The organism is Shewanella scandinavica (genome assembly GCF_031932065.1).
GTDB classification, from domain to species: domain Bacteria; phylum Pseudomonadota; class Gammaproteobacteria; order Enterobacterales; family Shewanellaceae; genus Shewanella; species Shewanella baltica.
On the sequence record NZ_JAUOES010000002.1, the window covers coordinates 235,609 to 252,970 of the forward strand.

Genomic DNA, 17,362 nt, shown 5'->3' on the forward strand with positions numbered 1-17,362 from the left:
TCTGCCGTATTAGATTTATCACTAATGGATACGAGTGAGCGATGCGGCGAGCGGCAGTGAACATTTGGCAGTTTTATCGCCGCAGATTTACAGGTATAATCGCGCGTTTGGCGTTAGCCTAAGTTGGGTAGCGCAGCGTTAACGGAGCAAGATAGCGGATGCAGGGCACGCAACAGAGTTTACCCTTAGCCGTTATTCGTGGTCAGGCAATGACCGAAATGCCGCTGGATTTGTTTATTCCGCCGGAGGCATTAGAAGTATTCCTTGAGTCCTTTGAAGGCCCATTGGATTTACTTTTATATTTGATCCGTAAGCAAAAATTAGACGTTGTCGATTTACCCATTCAGCAAATCACCGCGCAGTATTTAGAATATATTACGTTGCTGACTCAGGCTCGAATTGAACTTGCCGCCGATTACTTAGTGATGGCGGCAACGCTTGCCGAGATTAAATCCCGTTTGCTGCTGCCGCGTATGGTGGCTGAAGATGAGGTTGAGGAAGATCCTCGGGCGCAATTGATCCGTCAGTTGAAAGCCTATGAAGTGATTAAAGAAGCGTCGCAAAAACTCGATGATTTGCCGCGGCTCGAGCGGGATGTGTTTCAAGCCAAAGCAGTGGCAGCACCTGACATTAAGCCGTTAATGATCCCGCCAGAAGTCTCGTTGTTTGAAATTGCCCGCGCCTTTGGCGATGTGCTCAAACGTATCGATGCCAATGAAGATCATCACGTTAAGCGTGAACAGTTATCGACGCGTGAGCGCATGAGCCAGATTTTAGCCATGCTGAACTCGGAAGATTTTACGGCATTTGAACGTTTATTTACCGTAGCTGAAGGCCGTGCAGGCGTGGTCGTGACCTTCTTAGCACTGATGGAATTAGTCAAAGAATTATTGGTTGAATTGTACCAAACAGAACCGTTTTCAACTATTTACGTTAAGGCCTATTAATTGATGCAGATAAATCCGACTCAATTAAAACAGCTTATTGAAGCGAGTTTGTTTGTATTGGGGAAACCCTTGTCGGCGAAAATGTTGAAAGACACGGTATTGGTGGATTTCACGGTTTCCAGAGACAAAATAAAAGCTGCATTGGATGAGCTGCAGCAGGATTATCAAGACAGAGGTGTGCAACTTGTGAAAGTCGCTGGGGGTTATCGCTTCCAGACCTTAGAAGTCTTGAGTCCTTTTTTGCAGCCCCTGTGGCAAGAAAAGGCGCCTAAATATTCGCGTGCGACATTAGAAACCTTGGCGGTGATTGCTTATCGTCAACCTGTGACTCGCGGCGATATTGAACAGGTGCGCGGTGTGGCCATTAGTAGTCACATCATAAAAAGTTTGTCAGATAGACATTGGATTAAAGTAGTTGGCCATAAAGAAGTACCGGGGCGACCCGCGTTGTATGCCACTACCTTAGAATTTTTAGCATATTTTGGCTTAGACACCTTAGCGGATTTACCGCCGCTGTCGGATACTGAGTCATTGCAGGCGGTTTTTTCAAGTGTGAAATTAACGCCGGAACAGTCAGAAGAGCAAAATACTAATGAGTGAAAAATTGCAGAAAGTCTTGGCCCGTGCAGGCCATGGCTCCCGTCGTGAGATGGAGGCATGGATTGCTGCAGGCCGAGTTAGTATTGATGGTGAAATTGCTAGCCTTGGGGATCGGATTGAAGCCGATGCCAAAGTGCGTATCGATGGCAGAGCGATTTCGTTAAAGTCTGCCGAAGACGTGATCTGTCGAGTATTGGCATACCATAAACCCGAAGGCGAAATTTGTAGTCGTAAAGATCCTGAAGGCCGTCCAACGGTATTCGATCGCTTACCTAAAGTGCGTGATTCACGCTGGGTTGCGGTAGGTCGTTTAGACATCAACACCTCAGGTTTATTGTTGTTTACTTCAGATGGTGAATTAGCGAACCGCTTAATGCATCCATCGAACGAAGTCGACCGCGAATACGCAGTGCGTACCTTCGGTGAAATCCCTGAAGCGACCGTGCAACGTTTGCGTACCGGCGTAATGTTAGAGGACGGCCCTGCGCAGTTTGATAGCATCAAGCCAGCCGGCGGCGAAGGCATGAACCAGTGGTGGCATGTGTGTTTACGCGAAGGTCGTAACCGCGAAGTGCGTCGTCTGTGGGAATCCCAAGAAGTGCAAGTGAGCCGTTTGATCCGTATCCGTTACGGTATGGTTGAATTGCCAAAATCACTGCCACGGGGTGGCTGGGTTGAATTGCCAATGGAGCAAGTTAACTACTTGCGTAAACTAGCAGGTTTAGAACCTGAAACCCGCACTATGCTTGCTGCCGATAAACACAGCGTAGCCCGTGCACAGGTGAAGAGTGCCAAAATTCGCCGCGCCGTACGTAAGCATAAAGTGACAGGTTCGGGAAAACCTAAGCCATCGCGTCAGCGCAGCTAAGTTGTTTTATCCCTATGAAAAAGGCCGCTTAGCGGCCTTTTTGCTTTCTGTTATTTGCAGCTATGTTATAACAAGAGTCAGCTGGATTGAGGAGTGAATGGATGAAGCTAATTTCAGTGCGACGGATTTGGGAGCAAGCTGCCCATAATGCGTTTACCGATTTAATCGCGTTTCAGGAAGCACTTTTTTGTGTTTTCCGTGAAGGGACGGCCCATGTGTCACCCGATGGCGCTTTGCGTATTCTACGTTCAGTTGATGGCGGCGAAACGTGGCAGAGCGTGACACTTATTCGTTCGGATGAGGCTGATTTACGCGATGGCAAACTGATTGAATATCAAGGGGAATTGCTTTTACTCGGTGGCGGGACCTTACATGATAAGTCGGGTCTTCAATCACATCTTTGGCGCTCAGCCGATGGGCGATCGTGGTCGGATGCGCTAAAGGTAGCAGATAAGGGCTATTGGTTATGGCGCTTAACCGAACATCAAAATACGCTCTATGGTGTGGGCTATCGCCCAGGACCTGATGGTGACACTCGGTTGTATAAGAGTGATGATGGCGTGCAGTTCAAGACTTGGCTAAAGCTGTTTAATAATCAAGGTTATGTCAACGAAACTGCCATTATTTTTGATCAAGACAGCGGCTTTTGTCTCTTGAGGCGCGATCCCGTTTGGGGCCCTGAATTTGTTGGTTTACTCGGTCACAGTCGCGCGCCATTCACCGATTGGCAATGGCAAGAACTCGATAAGCGCATTGGTGGGCCAGTGATGTTGATGTATCAATCCCGCCTGTTGGCAGTGGTGCGCTTATACGATGAACAAGTTCGAACGGCTTTAGTTGAAATTCATCCAGATACTGGCGTGATTCAAGAACTATTGACACTGCCATCGAAGGGCGATACCAGTTATGCGGGCGTTGTTATTGACGGAAATGAGTTGTGGGTAAGTTATTACTCAAGCCATGAGTTAGCTGACTCACAGCTGGATACGCAAAATTCGCTTGATGAATCAAGCAGAGCCGCTAAAGCTAAAACAATGATTTATTTTGCAAAAATTCTGTTGAGTTAACATTAGCTGTGCGGCGTATTTATGCTGCTTATTGCCATGGATTAATACAGAGTTCCATCTTGCTAATATCTAAAATAATAAAGGGCCATCAATAGGCCCTTTATTATTGCTGAATCATACTGCCAAAACCCGACAAGCGATGCGATTACTGAGCGTTGAACTGCTGACCATTCACTGCGCTAGCATCTTGACCCATCAAATATAAATAGGTCGGCATGATCTCTTCTGCGGTTTTGAGATCCAATGGATTCTCAGCAGGGTAGGCTTTAGCACGCATCTCAGTGCGGGTAGCACCTGGATTGATACTGTTGACGCGAACCGAGGTGCCATCGCACTCATGGGCGAGGACTTGCATCATGCCTTCGGTGGCAAACTTAGAGAAGGCATAAGGTCCCCAGTAGGCGCGGCCTTGACGACCCACACTGCTCGACGTGAAGATAATCGATGCACTGGGCGCTTGGCGCATCACAGGTAGTAATGCTTTAGTTAGCATAACTTGGGCCGTGACGTTCACTTTGAGTACGTCTTCGAGTGATGGAATATCTATGTGTTCAAACGGGCCTAGGGCACCGAGCAGGCTCGCGTTATGTAATAAGCCGTCTAAATGATCGAATTGCTCGGCTATGGTATCGGCCATATCGCGATAATTTTGCTCCGTCGCGCCCTTAAGATCTAATGGCACTATGGCAGGTTTTGGATAACCGGCTTGTTCGATGACATCGTAAACCGCTTCTAGTTTTTTCACTGTTTTACCGAGTAAAATCACAGTGGCGCCGTGCTTTGCAAACTCAATGGCAGCGGTGCGACCTATGCCTGCGCCAGCGCCTGTCACTAAAATTGTTTTGCCTTTGAGTAAATCTTTTGCTGCTTGATATTCCAACATGAGTCTCTTTTTCCTCTTGGCGAGAATGCCCGCCACTTCTAGAGTCGCCGAAGTGATAAACGCATGTTTCAAACAAATGAATGAAACTTTGTTATAAATAGCTAAAATGTTTGTGACAAACTTGTGGCTAACTCAATATTTTTACGTTAACTTGAAATGAGTTAGGGGCTAACATAAGCCCTATTGGTCACAGATTTAAAAGCTATTGTGACTAATTTCTTGGGGAAAACAAAACTATTACAACAAGATTTGGGGAAAAAAGATGAAAAGACTCATTTTGGGTGTTGCGATTGCATCTGCACTGGGCCTCACAGGATGTGGTGAGGACAGTTTTAACGAACTCAAGGATAAGACTGACCCGCTCGTCCCTGAATCGCACATGGTGTTCGACCCTGCGAATTCAAAAGTACCATTACCGAATGATTTGCTATTCAGTGGTACCAAGGATGGCACATTATCGATTCCGGGTGAAAGCTCAGGCAATTATGTTGATCCACAAATCGCGCTTGGGGCGTTAGATGGCTGGTCGACAACATCACCGATTTCCATTGATATTGATTTAGCGAAAAAACACGACGGCACACCGCTGACCTTAATGGCGGCATCGGTTGCACAACCTGGCGCAGTAAGAATGTTTGAGGCCACAGTCGGTGGTCCATTGTCTTCTGATGCTGAGTGTACTGCTAAACCGTCAGTTTCAGCGTGTAAAGTCGGAGCAGAACTTCAGTTTGGCGTTGACTTTGTATCCACCGCATCAGGCAATAAAGTGGTGATCGTGCCGCTTAAGCCACTCAAAGCTGGGCAGTCGTATATTTATGCGACAACCAATCTTATTCAAGATTCTGAAGGTCGTGGTATTGCGCCTTCAACTACCTATGGTTTGTTGAAGCTAGACATCACGACATTACCTTTAGAAACACCCGATCAATTGATGCTGCAAACCTTAGTGAACAGCTATGAAAAAGGCATTGCTGCGGCCCATAATGTCGATCCTTCGACCATAAGCTACTCTGGGCTGTTTACGACTCAGTCTGTCGCTAACGTGTATGAAACGACTAAACTGCTGATGGCGAAGGGCGCGCCTTATGCCCCCAGCTTTGCTCAGATGCCAACGCCTGCCGGTTATACCGTTGCACAAGCTGCGGGCTTAACACCGGCTGCTGGAGCTGCCTACGTGGTATCAAGTTTAGCCGATGTGTATACCGCCAAAATTAAACTGCCGATTTACGGTGACTGCTCTTCGGTCAGTTGTTTATCAGCTGAAGGTAAACCATTAATTAATGGTCATTGGAAAGCACAAGGCGATAGCCCAGTCTCCGTATTGTTAGCTTTGCAAGCGGGCACACTCAGCCAAAATAATTTTGGTATGCAAGCCGTGGCCAATGGTATTGCGAACCCTGCCGATGCGTTAGCCAATCCGTCGCTAATGGCGGGTAAAACTTGGTTGTTAGACGATGGTACAGCGGTAGATAAAACTAAGCATCTGACTAAGTTCAATCCAATTCCAGCGATTAAAGGATATGAAACCGTACCTGTACTGATTTCTATGCCTAATGCGGCAAGATTAGCGGACTTTTATCAGCAACAAGGTATTCCCTTTACTCCGCCGACAGCGGGTTGGCCAACCACAATCGCACTGCACGGTTTAGGTGGCGGCAAAGAAATGTCACTGGCCTATGCGGGTTCGTATGCGGCCATGGGCGTTGCAACTATTGCTATCGATATGCCACTGCATGGGGCGCGTTCGTTCGATGCTAACGGCGATGGGGTTTATGAAGTCTCTGCGACCGATCCTTCTTTTGGGGCTGTAGTCGGTACACCAGATGCCTTTAAAAATGGTAATCCATTGGTATTCGTGAATATCTCTAGCACTCTGTCGGTGCGTGATAATTTCCGTCAAGCGACAATGGACCATTTAGGGGTTCGTCTTGCTCTAACAGGATTAGCACAGGGCTTAGCACAAGCAGGTCAGCCACAAGTATTTGACGTGTCTAAAATCAGTGCTCAAGGTCTGAGTTTAGGCGCCATTGTCGGCACCGATTTTGCGACCTATGCCAGCACCGGCATGAAGAATCCTGCAACGGGTGATGCCTTGCCAAATGCGTATGGCATCAATGCCGTATCCTTAGCCGCGCCAGCGGGGGGATTAGCGGGAACATTTGCGGGTTCAGCAACATTCGGTCCAGTGCTGTTTAGTAATATCAAGGCATCTGCGACTTTCCAAGCGCTGGTCGATAAGGCTAATACTGCAGGGTATGAGGTGGGGAGTCCTGAATATGCGGCACTGGTGCAGGCGGTATATGCCCAGTTTATTCCAACGTTTGCCTTTGCGGTTCAAACGGCTGTGGATTCTGCGGATCCAATTAACCATGCCGCTACGTTAAAAGCGACGGGTCTACCTGTTCATTTAATTGAAATAGCAGGAGATGGCAACGGTAACTTACCTGATCAAGTGTTACCGAACCGTGTAGATAACTTCCCGTTATCGGGCACTGAGCCGCTGATCTCTGCTATTGGCCTACCTTGTGTCGATAGTACGAGTAAAGGTCATGGCGTTGTGCGTTTCTCTAAAGGTCACCATAGTTCGATTGTGAGCCCAAGTGAAACGGACGCTACAGATGGTATGGCTGCCGCTGCTACCGTTGAAATGCAGACTCAAGTAGCAACCTATGCTGCGACTGCAGGTAAAGGTGATGCGACGATTTTAGTGACAAACAGCGATGTCATTGCGACTTGTCCTAACTAATCTGCGCTTAATCGGAAAAACCCAGCGAATGCTGGGTTTTTTTATGGGCCTTTAGGCTGTTAGAATAGCGCGCAATTGACTGATTAATGTAACGCCCTAACGGAGAGCACTTTGGAATTTTTATACGAGTATGGAATGTTTTTGGCGAAAGCCGTCACGATAGTGGTCGCAATCGTTGCGGTTATTATTGTGGTGTTGGCTTCCACTGTTAAACATAAGTCAGATAAGGGCGAGCTGAGGATCACTAACCTGTCTGAAGAGTTAGAAGAACTGAAGCATGGCTTAAAAGAAGAACTCCTTTCAAAGAAGCAATTCAAAGCCTATGAGAAGCAATTAAAGGCCGAAGAAAAGGCGAAAGACAAAGCTGCTGATGATGCCAGCACGGGCAAAGTGTTCGTGATCGATTTCAAGGGCAGTATCGATGCCGCTGAGGTTGCGTCACTGCGCGAAGAAATCAGTGCCATTTTAGCTATCGCGGAAAAAGGCGATGAAGTGGTTGTTAATGTCGAGAGTGGTGGCGGTATGGTGCATGGCTATGGTTTAGCCTCCAGCCAGCTTGACCGTTTACGCCAAGCCAATATTCCGCTAACAGTCTGCGTTGATAAAGTGGCTGCCAGTGGCGGTTATATGATGGCCTGTGTTGCGAATAAAATTTATGCGGCGCCTTTTGCAATTGTTGGTTCAATTGGTGTTGTTGCTCAACTGCCGAACTTCAATCGTTTGCTGAAAAAGCATGAAATCGATTATGAGCAACATACGGCCGGTAATTTTAAACGTACCTTGACAGTGTTTGGTGAAAACTCCGATGAGGGAAGACAGAAGTTTCAAGAAGAACTCGAAGAAACCCACGTCTTATTCAAAGCGTTTGTCGGTAAATATCGCCCTGAGTTGGATTTAGTGAAAGTGGCTACTGGCGAGCATTGGTACGGCCAGCAAGCCATTGAATTAGGGTTAGTTGATGCGATTTCGACCAGTGATGATGTGATTATGTCACTTGCCGCAGAGCGCACTGTGTATAAGATGCGTTATCAGGTGAGAAAGAAACTTGCCGATAAAATTGCCCATGGCGCCTCTTTATCTGTGAATGCCATTTTTAATCGTCTTATCGAGAAAAACCGTCCAATGTAACGGAATCTAGTGTGGATACTTTTTGAGTATTCACACTTTTTTGTTTCGCTTAACGCCCAAAGCTGCGTATCTATTGCAAATTTTTTTAGCTTTTATATTATTTCCCCCTCAATTTAAAATCATTAACTCCCTATTGCTATCAGCTTGTTAAGCACATTAATAAAACGTCATGCAGTAAATGCGTAAATCCATTGCGAATGAAAAATCCCTATGTTAAAAATCCCGTCGATAAAGTGGTGTTACAAATTAAACTAAAGTTAATTAATTTTTAATGCTGTTTCAATGTTGACGTTAAATAACCTTAGCTGAATCAGTCTTAGGTGCTGGAGATTAACATGGGGAGACGAGTGCGGGTGTTTATTAGCCTTATAATATTCACTGTCTCATTACTCTTGCTTTATAATTTAGAGCAAGAATATCAATTAAGTGACATTATTAAAGAGGTTAAAGGATTTTCATTTGTTGAGTTGTTATGTGCAGCACTACTCACAGTGGGAAGTTACTCTTTATTAACCTTGTACGATTTTATTGCCGTTCGGAATATCGGTAAGGAGATACCTTATCGTAAAATAATCCCTATTTCTTTTCTGGGTTTTACGTTCTCCAATACCATAGGTTTCTCGCTGTTAACGGGGACGTCGATAAGATATAAGTTTTATTCCGAACTTGGCTTAAGTGGTAATAAAATCACTCAAATAGTCATTTCATGTTCAGTGACATTCTTCCTCGGACTCTTTTTTATTTGTGGTATTGCACTGGTATGCTTTCCCTCTGAACAATTATCAGCTTTACCTTTGCCAACATGGCTATTTTCATTAACGACAGTGCTCGGTATTGGCATGCTGCTCAGTGTATTAGGCTATTTACTGATGAGTGTGCTGCGGAAAAAGCCATTTAACTTTCGTGGCTTTGAAATTACGCCACCTCTGTTATCTGTATCTTTAAGACAGTTGTTGGTGTCTTCACTTGATTGGATTGTCGTAGGAACCTTGTTTTATAGCTTACTGCCCGCGGTAGAAAATTTGGGCTATATACAGGTCTTAAGTATTTTCTTTGTTGCGAATGCGCTTGGGGTGCTTGCCCATGTGCCGGGTGGTATTGGGGTGTTCGAGTCCGTCGTGACTGTGGCCTTATCGCAATATTTACCGGTTGAGCAAATCCTCGGCGCCATTATTGTCTATCGGATCATTTATTACATTATTCCATTTTTAATTTCTTTGGCATACTTTGTTATTACGATCGCACTGTCAAATAAAGATAAAATTGTAAAATTAAATACTCGAATTGCATTTATCCGCCAACTGTTACCACCGCTACTGAGTATCAGTGTATTTAGCTCAGGTTTATTATTACTCTTGTCAGTGGTTAACCCTTCAATTATTCATAAGTATCACTGGTTAGGTGAGTTAGTACCGCTGCCTATCATCGAAATATCGAGCATCATTTTGAGTGTGAGTGGTGTCTTGCTATTGTTGTTATCCCATGGATTATTTAAACGCTACCATAATGCCTTTGAATTAACGAAAAAACTGCTGCTGGTGGGCATGTTATTTATTATACTTAAGGGCGCGGAATGGGAAATATCACTCGCGATCGGATTGGTTTGCGCATTGATGTTGCCATGTGAGAATTTGTTTTATCGAAAGGGTTCAGTCGTCGGGATTAAATACTCTTTGGGTTGGCTGTTATCACTTTCTGCTGCCTTGTTCTTGATGATTTGGGTATTATTTTTCTCCTATCAAGATGTTGATTATGATCATTCACTCTGGTTTACCTTCTCCCCCGATAGCCATGTATCACGAGCATTGCGAGGAGGAGCGATTGCTATCTTTATCGTGCTTACCTTTGCCGTGCGCTATTTTTCGTCTCGCACTCAGCTTAAATCACCACAACTGGACACGCCTTCATTAAAGCAGGCGATGGAGATTGTCGCGCAGTCGCCGAGCAGTCATGGCTATTTAGCCTTAGTGCAAGATAAATCAATCCTATTTAACGAGGATAAAGACGCCTTTCTTATGTATGCAAGGGCTGGACATTGCTGGGTGGTAATGGGCGATCCAATTGGTAATCAACATAAATTTGATGATTTATTGTGGCAGTTTAGAGAGTTATGCGATGCCTACGATGGTTGGCCGGTGTTTTATCAAGTGACGCAAAAATACCTGCCGAGCTTTTTAGAGCAAGGATTAGGTTTATATAAATTAGGCGAGGAGGCGATTGTTCAGCTCGACCAATTTGACTTACCGTCGAGTCGCTATCGGAGTTTGCGCCAGAGTCATGCCAAGGCGCAGCGTGAAGGCTTGAGTTTTGCTGTGATTGAGGCGAGCCAAGTGAGGGCCATACTGCCGCAATTAGAAGCCATATCATCGACTTGGCTGAAGGCGAAGCAAGGGCGTGAAAAGGGGTTTTCGGTCGGCTATTTCTCTGCCGCCTATCTGTGCTCGACACCTATGGCATTAGTGTATGCAAACGGTGAACTCGTGGCGTTTTCAAATATTTGGGCGAGTGGCGCTCAGGTTGAATTTTCAGTCGATCTGATGCGTTACGAGCCTAAATTATCGAGCAGTAATATCATGGATTTTCTGTTTACTGAGCTATTGCTATGGGGAAAACAGCTAGGCTATCAGAGGTTTAATCTCGGGATGGCGCCTATGTCAGGCTTGACTGACAGAGCGTTGGTGCCATTTTGGACTAAGTTGGCGAAGGTTGTGTATAAGAAGGGCAATAAGTTTTATAACTTTCAGGGGCTTAGAAGATACAAGGATAAGTTTAATCCAACGTGGGAGGCCAAGTATTTGATTTGTTATGGCGGATTATCTCTGCCAATTGTAGTGGGCAGTTTAGTGACATTAACGAGTCGTGGTGCAACTGGTGTATTTAAAAAGTAGGTGAGCGATGAATAAATCCTTTGTGAAAATACTAAGCCTTATGATGATGTTTTGCAGTAGCTTTAGTGTCTTAGCCGATGACTTTGCTGACTCACTCGGCCTGACACTTCTGCCGGTCGCTAATAGCGCAAATGACAAAGCGAGTGCGAAAAAGCCGCCCTTAGTCATCTTTATGAGTGGCGATGGTGGCTGGGCTAATTTAGATCAAGGTGTGAGCCAGTTATTGCAACAGCAGGGCTGGCCAGTGGTGGGGTGGAGTTCGCTAAAATACTACTGGAAACAAAAAGATCCCAAGGATGTGACTCAAGATACTATGGCCATTATCGATAAGTACGAGGCCGAATTTGGCACACAAAAGGTGGTATTGGTTGGCTATTCTTTTGGCGCTGAAATCATTCCTTTTGTACTTAATGATCTGCCACTCAAGTATCGACATAAGATCCTCGGCGGGGTGTTATTGTCACCTTCGCAGACGTCGGATTTTGAAGTGCATGTGAGTGAAATCGTCACGTCTAGCAATGAGTCCGCGAGTTATCTTACGTTGCCCGAGGTGAATAAGCAGACGACAGTGCCTATGCTGTGCTTATATGGCAAAGACGATGATGCCCCTAAGCATTTGTGCCCAGTAGTAAAACAGCCGAATGTGACTGTGATGGAGTTAGACGGTGGCCATAGCTTTGATGATGATTACGATAAAGCGGTGACTATCATAAAGCATTGGTTGAAAAGCTAAGTTATACCCATCACCGATATCAGCTTGAATACATTCAGAAAGGAAAGGGCGCTTAATGCGCCCTTTGGTTTTTCGCGAATTGAATGTCGCGTTAATCAGATTTGATAGCTGATATGTTGATGGAAGCGTACGACGAGATCTTCACGCTCTGGGTCTACACCGATATCTGCGGCGAAGGCCTTCAGGGCTGTTTCGACATTGTTCATAAAGCGTCCGAAGCCTGAATCATCACAGTCTTTGGTGCCCGCGACTATGGTGAAGTGCGCGGCTTCGACTAAGTTATCGGCATTCCAGCGACGGATCACTTGTTGCTCAGTCGCATTAGGATCGAACCCTATCATTTGTACTTCGGTTTTGCTGTCGAGTTTTTCAAACTTACTGTTACGCACCAGCGGGGTTAAGCCGTTTGCTATCATGGCAAGACGCGTCAATTGTCTGTTGGCTGCCGCTTTGAGGAAGCAATCTTCAAGGTGTTGATATAAAGGCGTAAAGTCGGTTGCTGAGTCAGGTAATAAACCCTGTTTGAGTTTGCGGCTAAGTGGCAAGCTTACTGTTACATAAGTGAGAGAGCTGACGTTCTCTGGTAATTCGCACTTTCTGGCTTTATATCTTGGGCCGATGGCACGCAGTTTATAGCCATAAGTTTCTTTATAGCCCTTGGCTTTTGCGAACAGATCATAGGATAAATGCTGATGGTCGCGGACCTTAACTTTAAGATCGCTTATCGGCATTAAAGGCATCAATTCTGTCAGTAATTCGCGCACTCTAATGTGGAAACTGGCGGAATTACTGCGGATATCTTCACCCGTGGCAAGGAAGACAATGCGCAGTTTACGGGCGCGATAGTTTTCTTGCGAGAATAAATTTTGGGCTTCGTGGTAGGCTGGATTATAAAAAAATAGAATTTGTTCAGTGGTTTGGAAGCAATAGGCTTCGGTGTGGTAACGGACAACAGGCAGTTTATCGTTAGTGATCACGTGGACATTACGCAGATCGTGTTGTTCTGCCAAATTAAATATCAAACGGCTTAAGGTTTGATAACAGCTTTGATAATCAGGATATTGACTCAGTAGTTCATCCGTCACCTTGATTTCGGCTGTGATGTATTGATTGGTACGGGCTTCCTTGGGTATGTACACTTTTTGCTGATGGCTAAGGGACATATTGACTCCTTGTTTGAGTTAACCATTTGCTAACACGAATTTTACTGTTTATCTATAGGGTTAATCTTGCGTTAGAACACGTTTTTATCCGTTGAGCATGAGTTTAGCTAAGTAAGCGGTTCGATAGCTTAAAATAGCAGCTATTTTATTGGGTTAACGCATCTTCTATCCATGGTTGCATCCAAGTTGCTATCTGCGCCTGCGCCTTTTCGTTGGGGTGAATGCCATCTCGTTGCATTAATTCTGGATGGGGCGCGATATCCTGCATAAAGAAGGGGATCAACACGATATCCTGTGCTTTGGATATGTCTTGATACACTTGGGTGAACTTTTGGGTGTAGCGAGGGCCATAGTTAGGCGGTACCATGATCTCGGTCAGCAGCACTTTTGCGCCGCTATCTTTGGCTAGGGTAATGATTTGGATTAGATTATTTTCAAGTTGCGTTGGGGGGAATCCACGTAAACCATCATTGCCACCCAGTTCAACGACCACAAGGTCGGGGGCGACGGAATCGAGTAAGGCGGGTAATCGGCGTAAGCCGCCCGCTGTGGTTTCGCCGCTCACTGAGCCATTAGTAAATTGATATTCGGGCAGATTTTTTTGCAGCAGCGCCACCCAGCCTGACTGCTCTGCCATGCCATAGCTAGCGCCTAAGCTGTCGCCGAGGATCAACACCTTTGCCGCGTGCGCTGGCGTGGCCATGAATACACTCAATAGGATGAATGCCCCCAGGGTCTTCGCCATTGATTTTAATCTTAGCGATTGATACCAGAACGATTTATATAAGAAGGATCCTATGTCTAACGTCATCTTAAAAAACAGTGCCATCAATGTTGTTAACCTCGAAAAATCAGTGACTACTCAGGAAGGAACGCTCACTATCCTCAAGGGCATTAACTTAGATGTCAAGCAAGGTGAGAGTGTGGCTATTCTTGGCCCGTCGGGTTCGGGTAAGTCTACCCTGCTCGGGCTGCTTGCGGCACTTGATACGCCTACCTCTGGTGAAATTTGGCTCGATGGTGTGGCGTTATCCCCACTGAATGAAGAGCAAAAAGCCGCGCTGCGTAAACAGAAGGTCAGCTTTATTTTTCAATCCTTTATGTTAGTAGATACCTTAACCGCGCTGGAGAACGTTATGTTACCCGCCGAGCTTGCGGGCGTGAGCAATGCCAAGGAAAAAGCCCAAGCCATGCTGGTGCGGGTCGGTTTATCCCATCGTTTGACCCATTTACCCAAACAATTATCGGGCGGAGAACAGCAAAGGGTGGCGATTGCCCGTGCTTTTATTTGTGAGCCCACAGTGCTGTTTGCCGATGAACCCACGGGTAACTTGGACAGCGTTAACGGCCATAAAATTGCCGATATGTTGTTTGAGCTGAATCAAGAAAGCCACACCACTCTTATCCTCGTCACCCACGATTTACTATTAGCCAAGCGTTGTGAGCGGCAGCTGGTGATGGATAATGGCCATTTACAGGAAGATACGGCGCATACAGCACCGCTCGCCGATGCTAAGGAGGCTTAACAATGGAGTTAAGTCTGGCATGGCGCCTATTTAAGCGCGAGTTACAGCAAGGGCAATTGTTATTGATTATCCTCGCTATTACGCTCGCGGTACTGTCTGTGAGTGGGTTGGCGCGGGTGAGTGAGCGCCTGCAAGTGGCGATCACTGGGCAAGCTTCGCAGTTTATTGCCGCCGATCGGATTATCGATTCGCCGGTTAAAATTGATGCGGCGATTTTAACCAAAGCCGAGGATCTTGGGCTTAAGCATGTGACGAACATGCAATTTAATTCCATGGTCTATTCGGGTGATAAGTTTCAGTTAGTCACAGTTCGCGCCGCTGAAACGGGTTATCCACTCAAGGGCGACATTGAACTCACCAGCGGTAAAACCAAGGCTTTACCTCAAGCGGGTGAAATCTGGTTTGAGACTCGCTTAGGTGGACTCCTCGGTTATCCCAAATCCATCGAACTAGGTAACAGCGAATTTGTGCTCAGCAATGAAATAAGCCGCTTACCCGACGCGGGCTTTAATCCTTTTGCTTCATCGCCCGTGGTATTGATGCGCATGGAAGATGTCGCCAAAACGGGAGTGATTCAACCGGGCAGCCGCGTGACCTATCTGTATCAATTTGCTGGCGATGAAGCCTCGCTTACGGCCTTTGAGCAAAGTGTTAAACCGCTTCTCAATAGCACCCAGCGCTGGGTCGATGTGCAATCCGGTGACTCGCCGATTGCGGGAGCGGTTAAGCGAGCTGAGCGCTTCTTATTGCTGGCAAGTTTGATGGGCATTGCACTGGCCTGCGCCGCGATAGGCATTGCCGCCCAGCGTTATTGTCAGCGCCATTACGATGTGGTGGCCATGCTGAAAACCTTTGGCGCCTCGGCAAAGCAAATTCGATTGTTGTTTGGTACTCACTTATTGTTAGTGACGTTAATGGGTATTGTGCTTGGCCTTGTCGGTGGTGTGTTACTCGATTTGGGGATCAGTTACCTATTGCCGCCCGAAATTGCCGCCTATTCGCCGCCACTCACTCGGCCATTACTGCTCGGCGTCAGCACAGGACTTATCAGCGCCTTTATGTTTTCGGCTTACCCCTTGATGCGCTTACTGGCTATTCCGCCACTACGAGTGCTTCAGCGACAGTTAGAAGGCCTGCAACTGGGGATGTGGCTGCATCTGCTATTGAGCTTAGGCGCGATGGCGTTACTGGGCTATTTGTATTCCCAAAGTTGGGCTTTGACCCTGACTGTGGTCGCGGCCGTGTTGTTGCTCGGAGTGCTGTTAAGTGTGCTTGGCTTTGTGATGATACGTTTAGGCCACAGTGTCGGCATGAAAACGACCAACCCCTTACAGTTGGCACTGGCGGGGCTTAGGCGTCGTGCGCGGCAAAATGCGGTGCAATTGGTGGGATTTAGCGCCGCACTGGTATTGCTATTGACGATTCTGGCGTTAAGACAAGACTTGCTCAACGAGTGGCAAAAACAGTTGCCCGAAAATGCACCTAATTACTTTCTCGTTAATATTGCTCCAGACGATGCTAAGCCCTTAAATGATTTTATGACGGCTAAAGGCATAGTTGCGACGGATATTTATCCTGTGATCCGCGGCCGTTTAACTCAAATTAACGGTGAAGCGTTGATTTCGAATGAACAGTCTGAAGCGGGTGAAAAGGGCAGAGTGGGTATTTCCCGCGAGTTAAACCTAACGTGGCGTAATACGCTACCAGCCAATAACGAACTGTTAAAGGGGCATTTTAATCAAGCGGCCGATGAAGTGTCGGTGGAATCTGGCGTGGCGGACCGTTTGGGTATTGGTCTTGGCGATAAGCTGACTTATGTGATTGATAATAAAGAGCTCACAGTCAAGGTTGCCAGTATTCGTGCCGTGCACTGGGAAACGCTGCAGCCGAACTTCTTTATGATTTTCACCGAGGAAGCCTTAGCGCCCTTTGCTTATACCTCGATGGCGAGTTTTTATCTGAATGATCAAACTATTAATAGCCAAGCTACAAATGATCAGTTAACAAATGACCCAGCAACAAGCGGGCAAGCACTGAGTGTCTATGGTACGCCTAAGGATGCGGTGATCCTTGCGCTTATTCAGCAATTCCCGACGATATCTATCATCGATGTGGGCGCTATGGTGGGACAGTTACGGCAGATCATAGAGCAAGTGTCGCTGTCGCTGACCTTAGTGCTGGCCTTAGTGTTACTGGCCAGTGCGTTAGTCTTGATTGCACAGACTGAAGCGGGCATGGCAACTCGGCAGCGCGAACTGGCGGTGCTGCGTACCTTTGGCGCTTCGGGATGGTTATTGCGCAGTGCAACGGGTTTAGAGTTCGCCTTGCTTGGCGGTATTGCGGGCGTGCTCGCCGTTATAGTGGCCGAATTTGCGTTATACCTACTTAAGACGCAAGTGTTTGAGCTTAATGTGTATATGCACTGGCCTTGGTGGGGAATCGCCCCTGTTTCTGGCGCCTTAATCGTGGCCTTACTTGGGGTGTGGCGTTGCCGACAATTGCTCAGCCAATCTTGCTCTGAGCTATTAAAGGCGGGCAGCTAGTGGTTGCTTGCATGGGTTAACACTTGAGTTTATGACTTAAGTAGGCAGCGTTAACAATAAAAAGCACTGATGCTGCCTAAGCTCAGTGCTTTTTTATTTTCTGGCTGAATCTGCTGAGTTTGAACATGACTCGAATATGAATTTGAGCATGAACATGCGTTTTTACATTGGCTTACAAATTGACCAGTACTTAAGTTGCTGGCAACAGAACTTAGTGCAACGCAATGGGTCTATTTAACTGAGAAATGCGACTCGCTTATACATGCCATA

General features: G+C 46.5%; 13 protein-coding genes. 10 read left to right on the forward strand and 3 right to left on the reverse strand.

All coding sequences use genetic code 11. The features are described from left to right. Positions 1-158 precede the first annotated feature (158 nt). The 4 genes from Q4Q50_RS02515 to Q4Q50_RS02530 all read left to right on the forward strand — a co-directional run bounded on the left by Q4Q50_RS02515 (position 159) and on the right by Q4Q50_RS02530 (position 3,482). On the forward strand, positions 159-947 hold the full coding sequence (locus Q4Q50_RS02515; RefSeq protein ID WP_011847143.1) for a segregation and condensation protein A: 789 nt from the start codon (positions 159-161) through the stop codon (positions 945-947). A gap of 3 nt (positions 948-950) precedes the next feature. Then, positions 951-1,547: an SMC-Scp complex subunit ScpB gene (gene scpB, locus Q4Q50_RS02520; RefSeq protein ID WP_012089553.1), complete on the forward strand. Its 597-nt coding sequence runs from the start codon at positions 951-953 to the stop codon at positions 1,545-1,547. After that, the gene (rluB, locus tag Q4Q50_RS02525) at positions 1,540-2,415 is read left to right on the forward strand and encodes a 23S rRNA pseudouridine(2605) synthase RluB (RefSeq protein WP_011847141.1); all 876 of its coding nucleotides are present in this window, start codon (positions 1,540-1,542) and stop codon (positions 2,413-2,415) included. The genes scpB and rluB overlap by 8 nt, the downstream gene beginning before the upstream one ends. A 101-nt stretch (positions 2,416-2,516) precedes the next feature. Beyond that, a complete protein-coding gene (locus Q4Q50_RS02530) occupies positions 2,517-3,482 on the forward strand; it encodes an exo-alpha-sialidase (protein WP_311898239.1) in 966 nt (321 codons plus the stop codon). Between the two features lie 145 nt (positions 3,483-3,627). Here Q4Q50_RS02530 and Q4Q50_RS02535 read toward each other — a convergent pair whose 3' ends face one another. Next, positions 3,628-4,365 (reverse strand): YciK family oxidoreductase, encoded by a 738-nt coding sequence (locus Q4Q50_RS02535; RefSeq protein ID WP_006082179.1) that lies wholly within the window; start codon positions 4,363-4,365, stop codon positions 3,628-3,630. A gap of 262 nt (positions 4,366-4,627) precedes the next feature. Here Q4Q50_RS02535 and Q4Q50_RS02540 point away from each other — a divergent pair, with 262 nt between their 5' ends. From Q4Q50_RS02540 to Q4Q50_RS02555, 4 genes are all read left to right on the forward strand, one after another. Beyond that, a complete protein-coding gene (locus Q4Q50_RS02540) occupies positions 4,628-7,111 on the forward strand; it encodes a VolA/Pla-1 family phospholipase (protein WP_311898240.1) in 2,484 nt (827 codons plus the stop codon). 111 nt (positions 7,112-7,222) lie between these two features. Further along, positions 7,223-8,239, forward strand: coding sequence for a protease SohB (gene sohB / locus Q4Q50_RS02545; RefSeq protein ID WP_259505287.1), 1,017 nt, complete (start codon positions 7,223-7,225; stop codon positions 8,237-8,239). 335 nt (positions 8,240-8,574) lie between these two features. Beyond that, on the forward strand, positions 8,575-11,127 hold the full coding sequence (gene mprF, locus Q4Q50_RS02550; protein WP_311898242.1) for a bifunctional lysylphosphatidylglycerol flippase/synthetase MprF: 2,553 nt from the start codon (positions 8,575-8,577) through the stop codon (positions 11,125-11,127). Between the two features lie 7 nt (positions 11,128-11,134). Then, positions 11,135-11,860 carry an AcvB/VirJ family lysyl-phosphatidylglycerol hydrolase gene (locus Q4Q50_RS02555; RefSeq protein WP_311898243.1) on the forward strand — a complete coding sequence of 242 codons (726 nt, stop codon included), beginning with the start codon at positions 11,135-11,137 and terminating at the stop codon, positions 11,858-11,860. A 95-nt stretch (positions 11,861-11,955) separates the two neighbouring features. Here the strand turns inward: Q4Q50_RS02555 and Q4Q50_RS02560 are convergent, their stop codons facing one another. Together Q4Q50_RS02560 and Q4Q50_RS02565 are read right to left on the reverse strand one after the other, a co-directional pair. Continuing rightward, the gene (locus Q4Q50_RS02560) at positions 11,956-13,023 is read right to left on the reverse strand and encodes a DUF3083 family protein (protein WP_311898244.1); all 1,068 of its coding nucleotides are present in this window, start codon (positions 13,021-13,023) and stop codon (positions 11,956-11,958) included. A gap of 145 nt (positions 13,024-13,168) precedes the next feature. Next, a complete protein-coding gene (locus Q4Q50_RS02565) occupies positions 13,169-13,768 on the reverse strand; it encodes an arylesterase (RefSeq protein ID WP_311898245.1) in 600 nt (199 codons plus the stop codon). 52 nt (positions 13,769-13,820) lie between these two features. Here Q4Q50_RS02565 and Q4Q50_RS02570 point away from each other — a divergent pair, with 52 nt between their 5' ends. Together Q4Q50_RS02570 and Q4Q50_RS02575 are read left to right on the forward strand one after the other, a co-directional pair. Beyond that, positions 13,821-14,549, forward strand: coding sequence for an ABC transporter ATP-binding protein (locus Q4Q50_RS02570; RefSeq protein ID WP_006082172.1), 729 nt, complete (start codon positions 13,821-13,823; stop codon positions 14,547-14,549). Between the two features lie 2 nt (positions 14,550-14,551). Further along, positions 14,552-17,092 (forward strand): ABC transporter permease, encoded by a 2,541-nt coding sequence (locus Q4Q50_RS02575; RefSeq protein ID WP_311898247.1) that lies wholly within the window; start codon positions 14,552-14,554, stop codon positions 17,090-17,092. Positions 17,093-17,362 lie beyond the last annotated feature (270 nt).

Coding starts and splice junctions, on each gene's coding strand:
- Q4Q50_RS02515 (WP_011847143.1), top strand. CDS start 159: ATGCAGGGCACGCAACAGAGTTTACCCTTAGCCGTTATTCGTGGTCAG.
- scpB (WP_012089553.1), top strand. CDS start 951: ATGCAGATAAATCCGACTCAATTAAAACAGCTTATTGAAGCGAGTTTG.
- rluB (WP_011847141.1), top strand. CDS start 1,540: ATGAGTGAAAAATTGCAGAAAGTCTTGGCCCGTGCAGGCCATGGCTCC.
- Q4Q50_RS02530 (WP_311898239.1), top strand. CDS start 2,517: ATGAAGCTAATTTCAGTGCGACGGATTTGGGAGCAAGCTGCCCATAAT.
- Q4Q50_RS02535 (WP_006082179.1), bottom strand. CDS start 4,365: ATGTTGGAATATCAAGCAGCAAAAGATTTACTCAAAGGCAAAACAATT.
- Q4Q50_RS02540 (WP_311898240.1), top strand. CDS start 4,628: ATGAAAAGACTCATTTTGGGTGTTGCGATTGCATCTGCACTGGGCCTC.
- mprF (WP_311898242.1), top strand. CDS start 8,575: ATGGGGAGACGAGTGCGGGTGTTTATTAGCCTTATAATATTCACTGTC.
- Q4Q50_RS02555 (WP_311898243.1), top strand. CDS start 11,135: ATGAATAAATCCTTTGTGAAAATACTAAGCCTTATGATGATGTTTTGC.
- Q4Q50_RS02560 (WP_311898244.1), bottom strand. CDS start 13,023: ATGTCCCTTAGCCATCAGCAAAAAGTGTACATACCCAAGGAAGCCCGT.
- Q4Q50_RS02565 (WP_311898245.1), bottom strand. CDS start 13,768: ATGGCGAAGACCCTGGGGGCATTCATCCTATTGAGTGTATTCATGGCC.
- Q4Q50_RS02570 (WP_006082172.1), top strand. CDS start 13,821: ATGTCTAACGTCATCTTAAAAAACAGTGCCATCAATGTTGTTAACCTC.
- Q4Q50_RS02575 (WP_311898247.1), top strand. CDS start 14,552: ATGGAGTTAAGTCTGGCATGGCGCCTATTTAAGCGCGAGTTACAGCAA.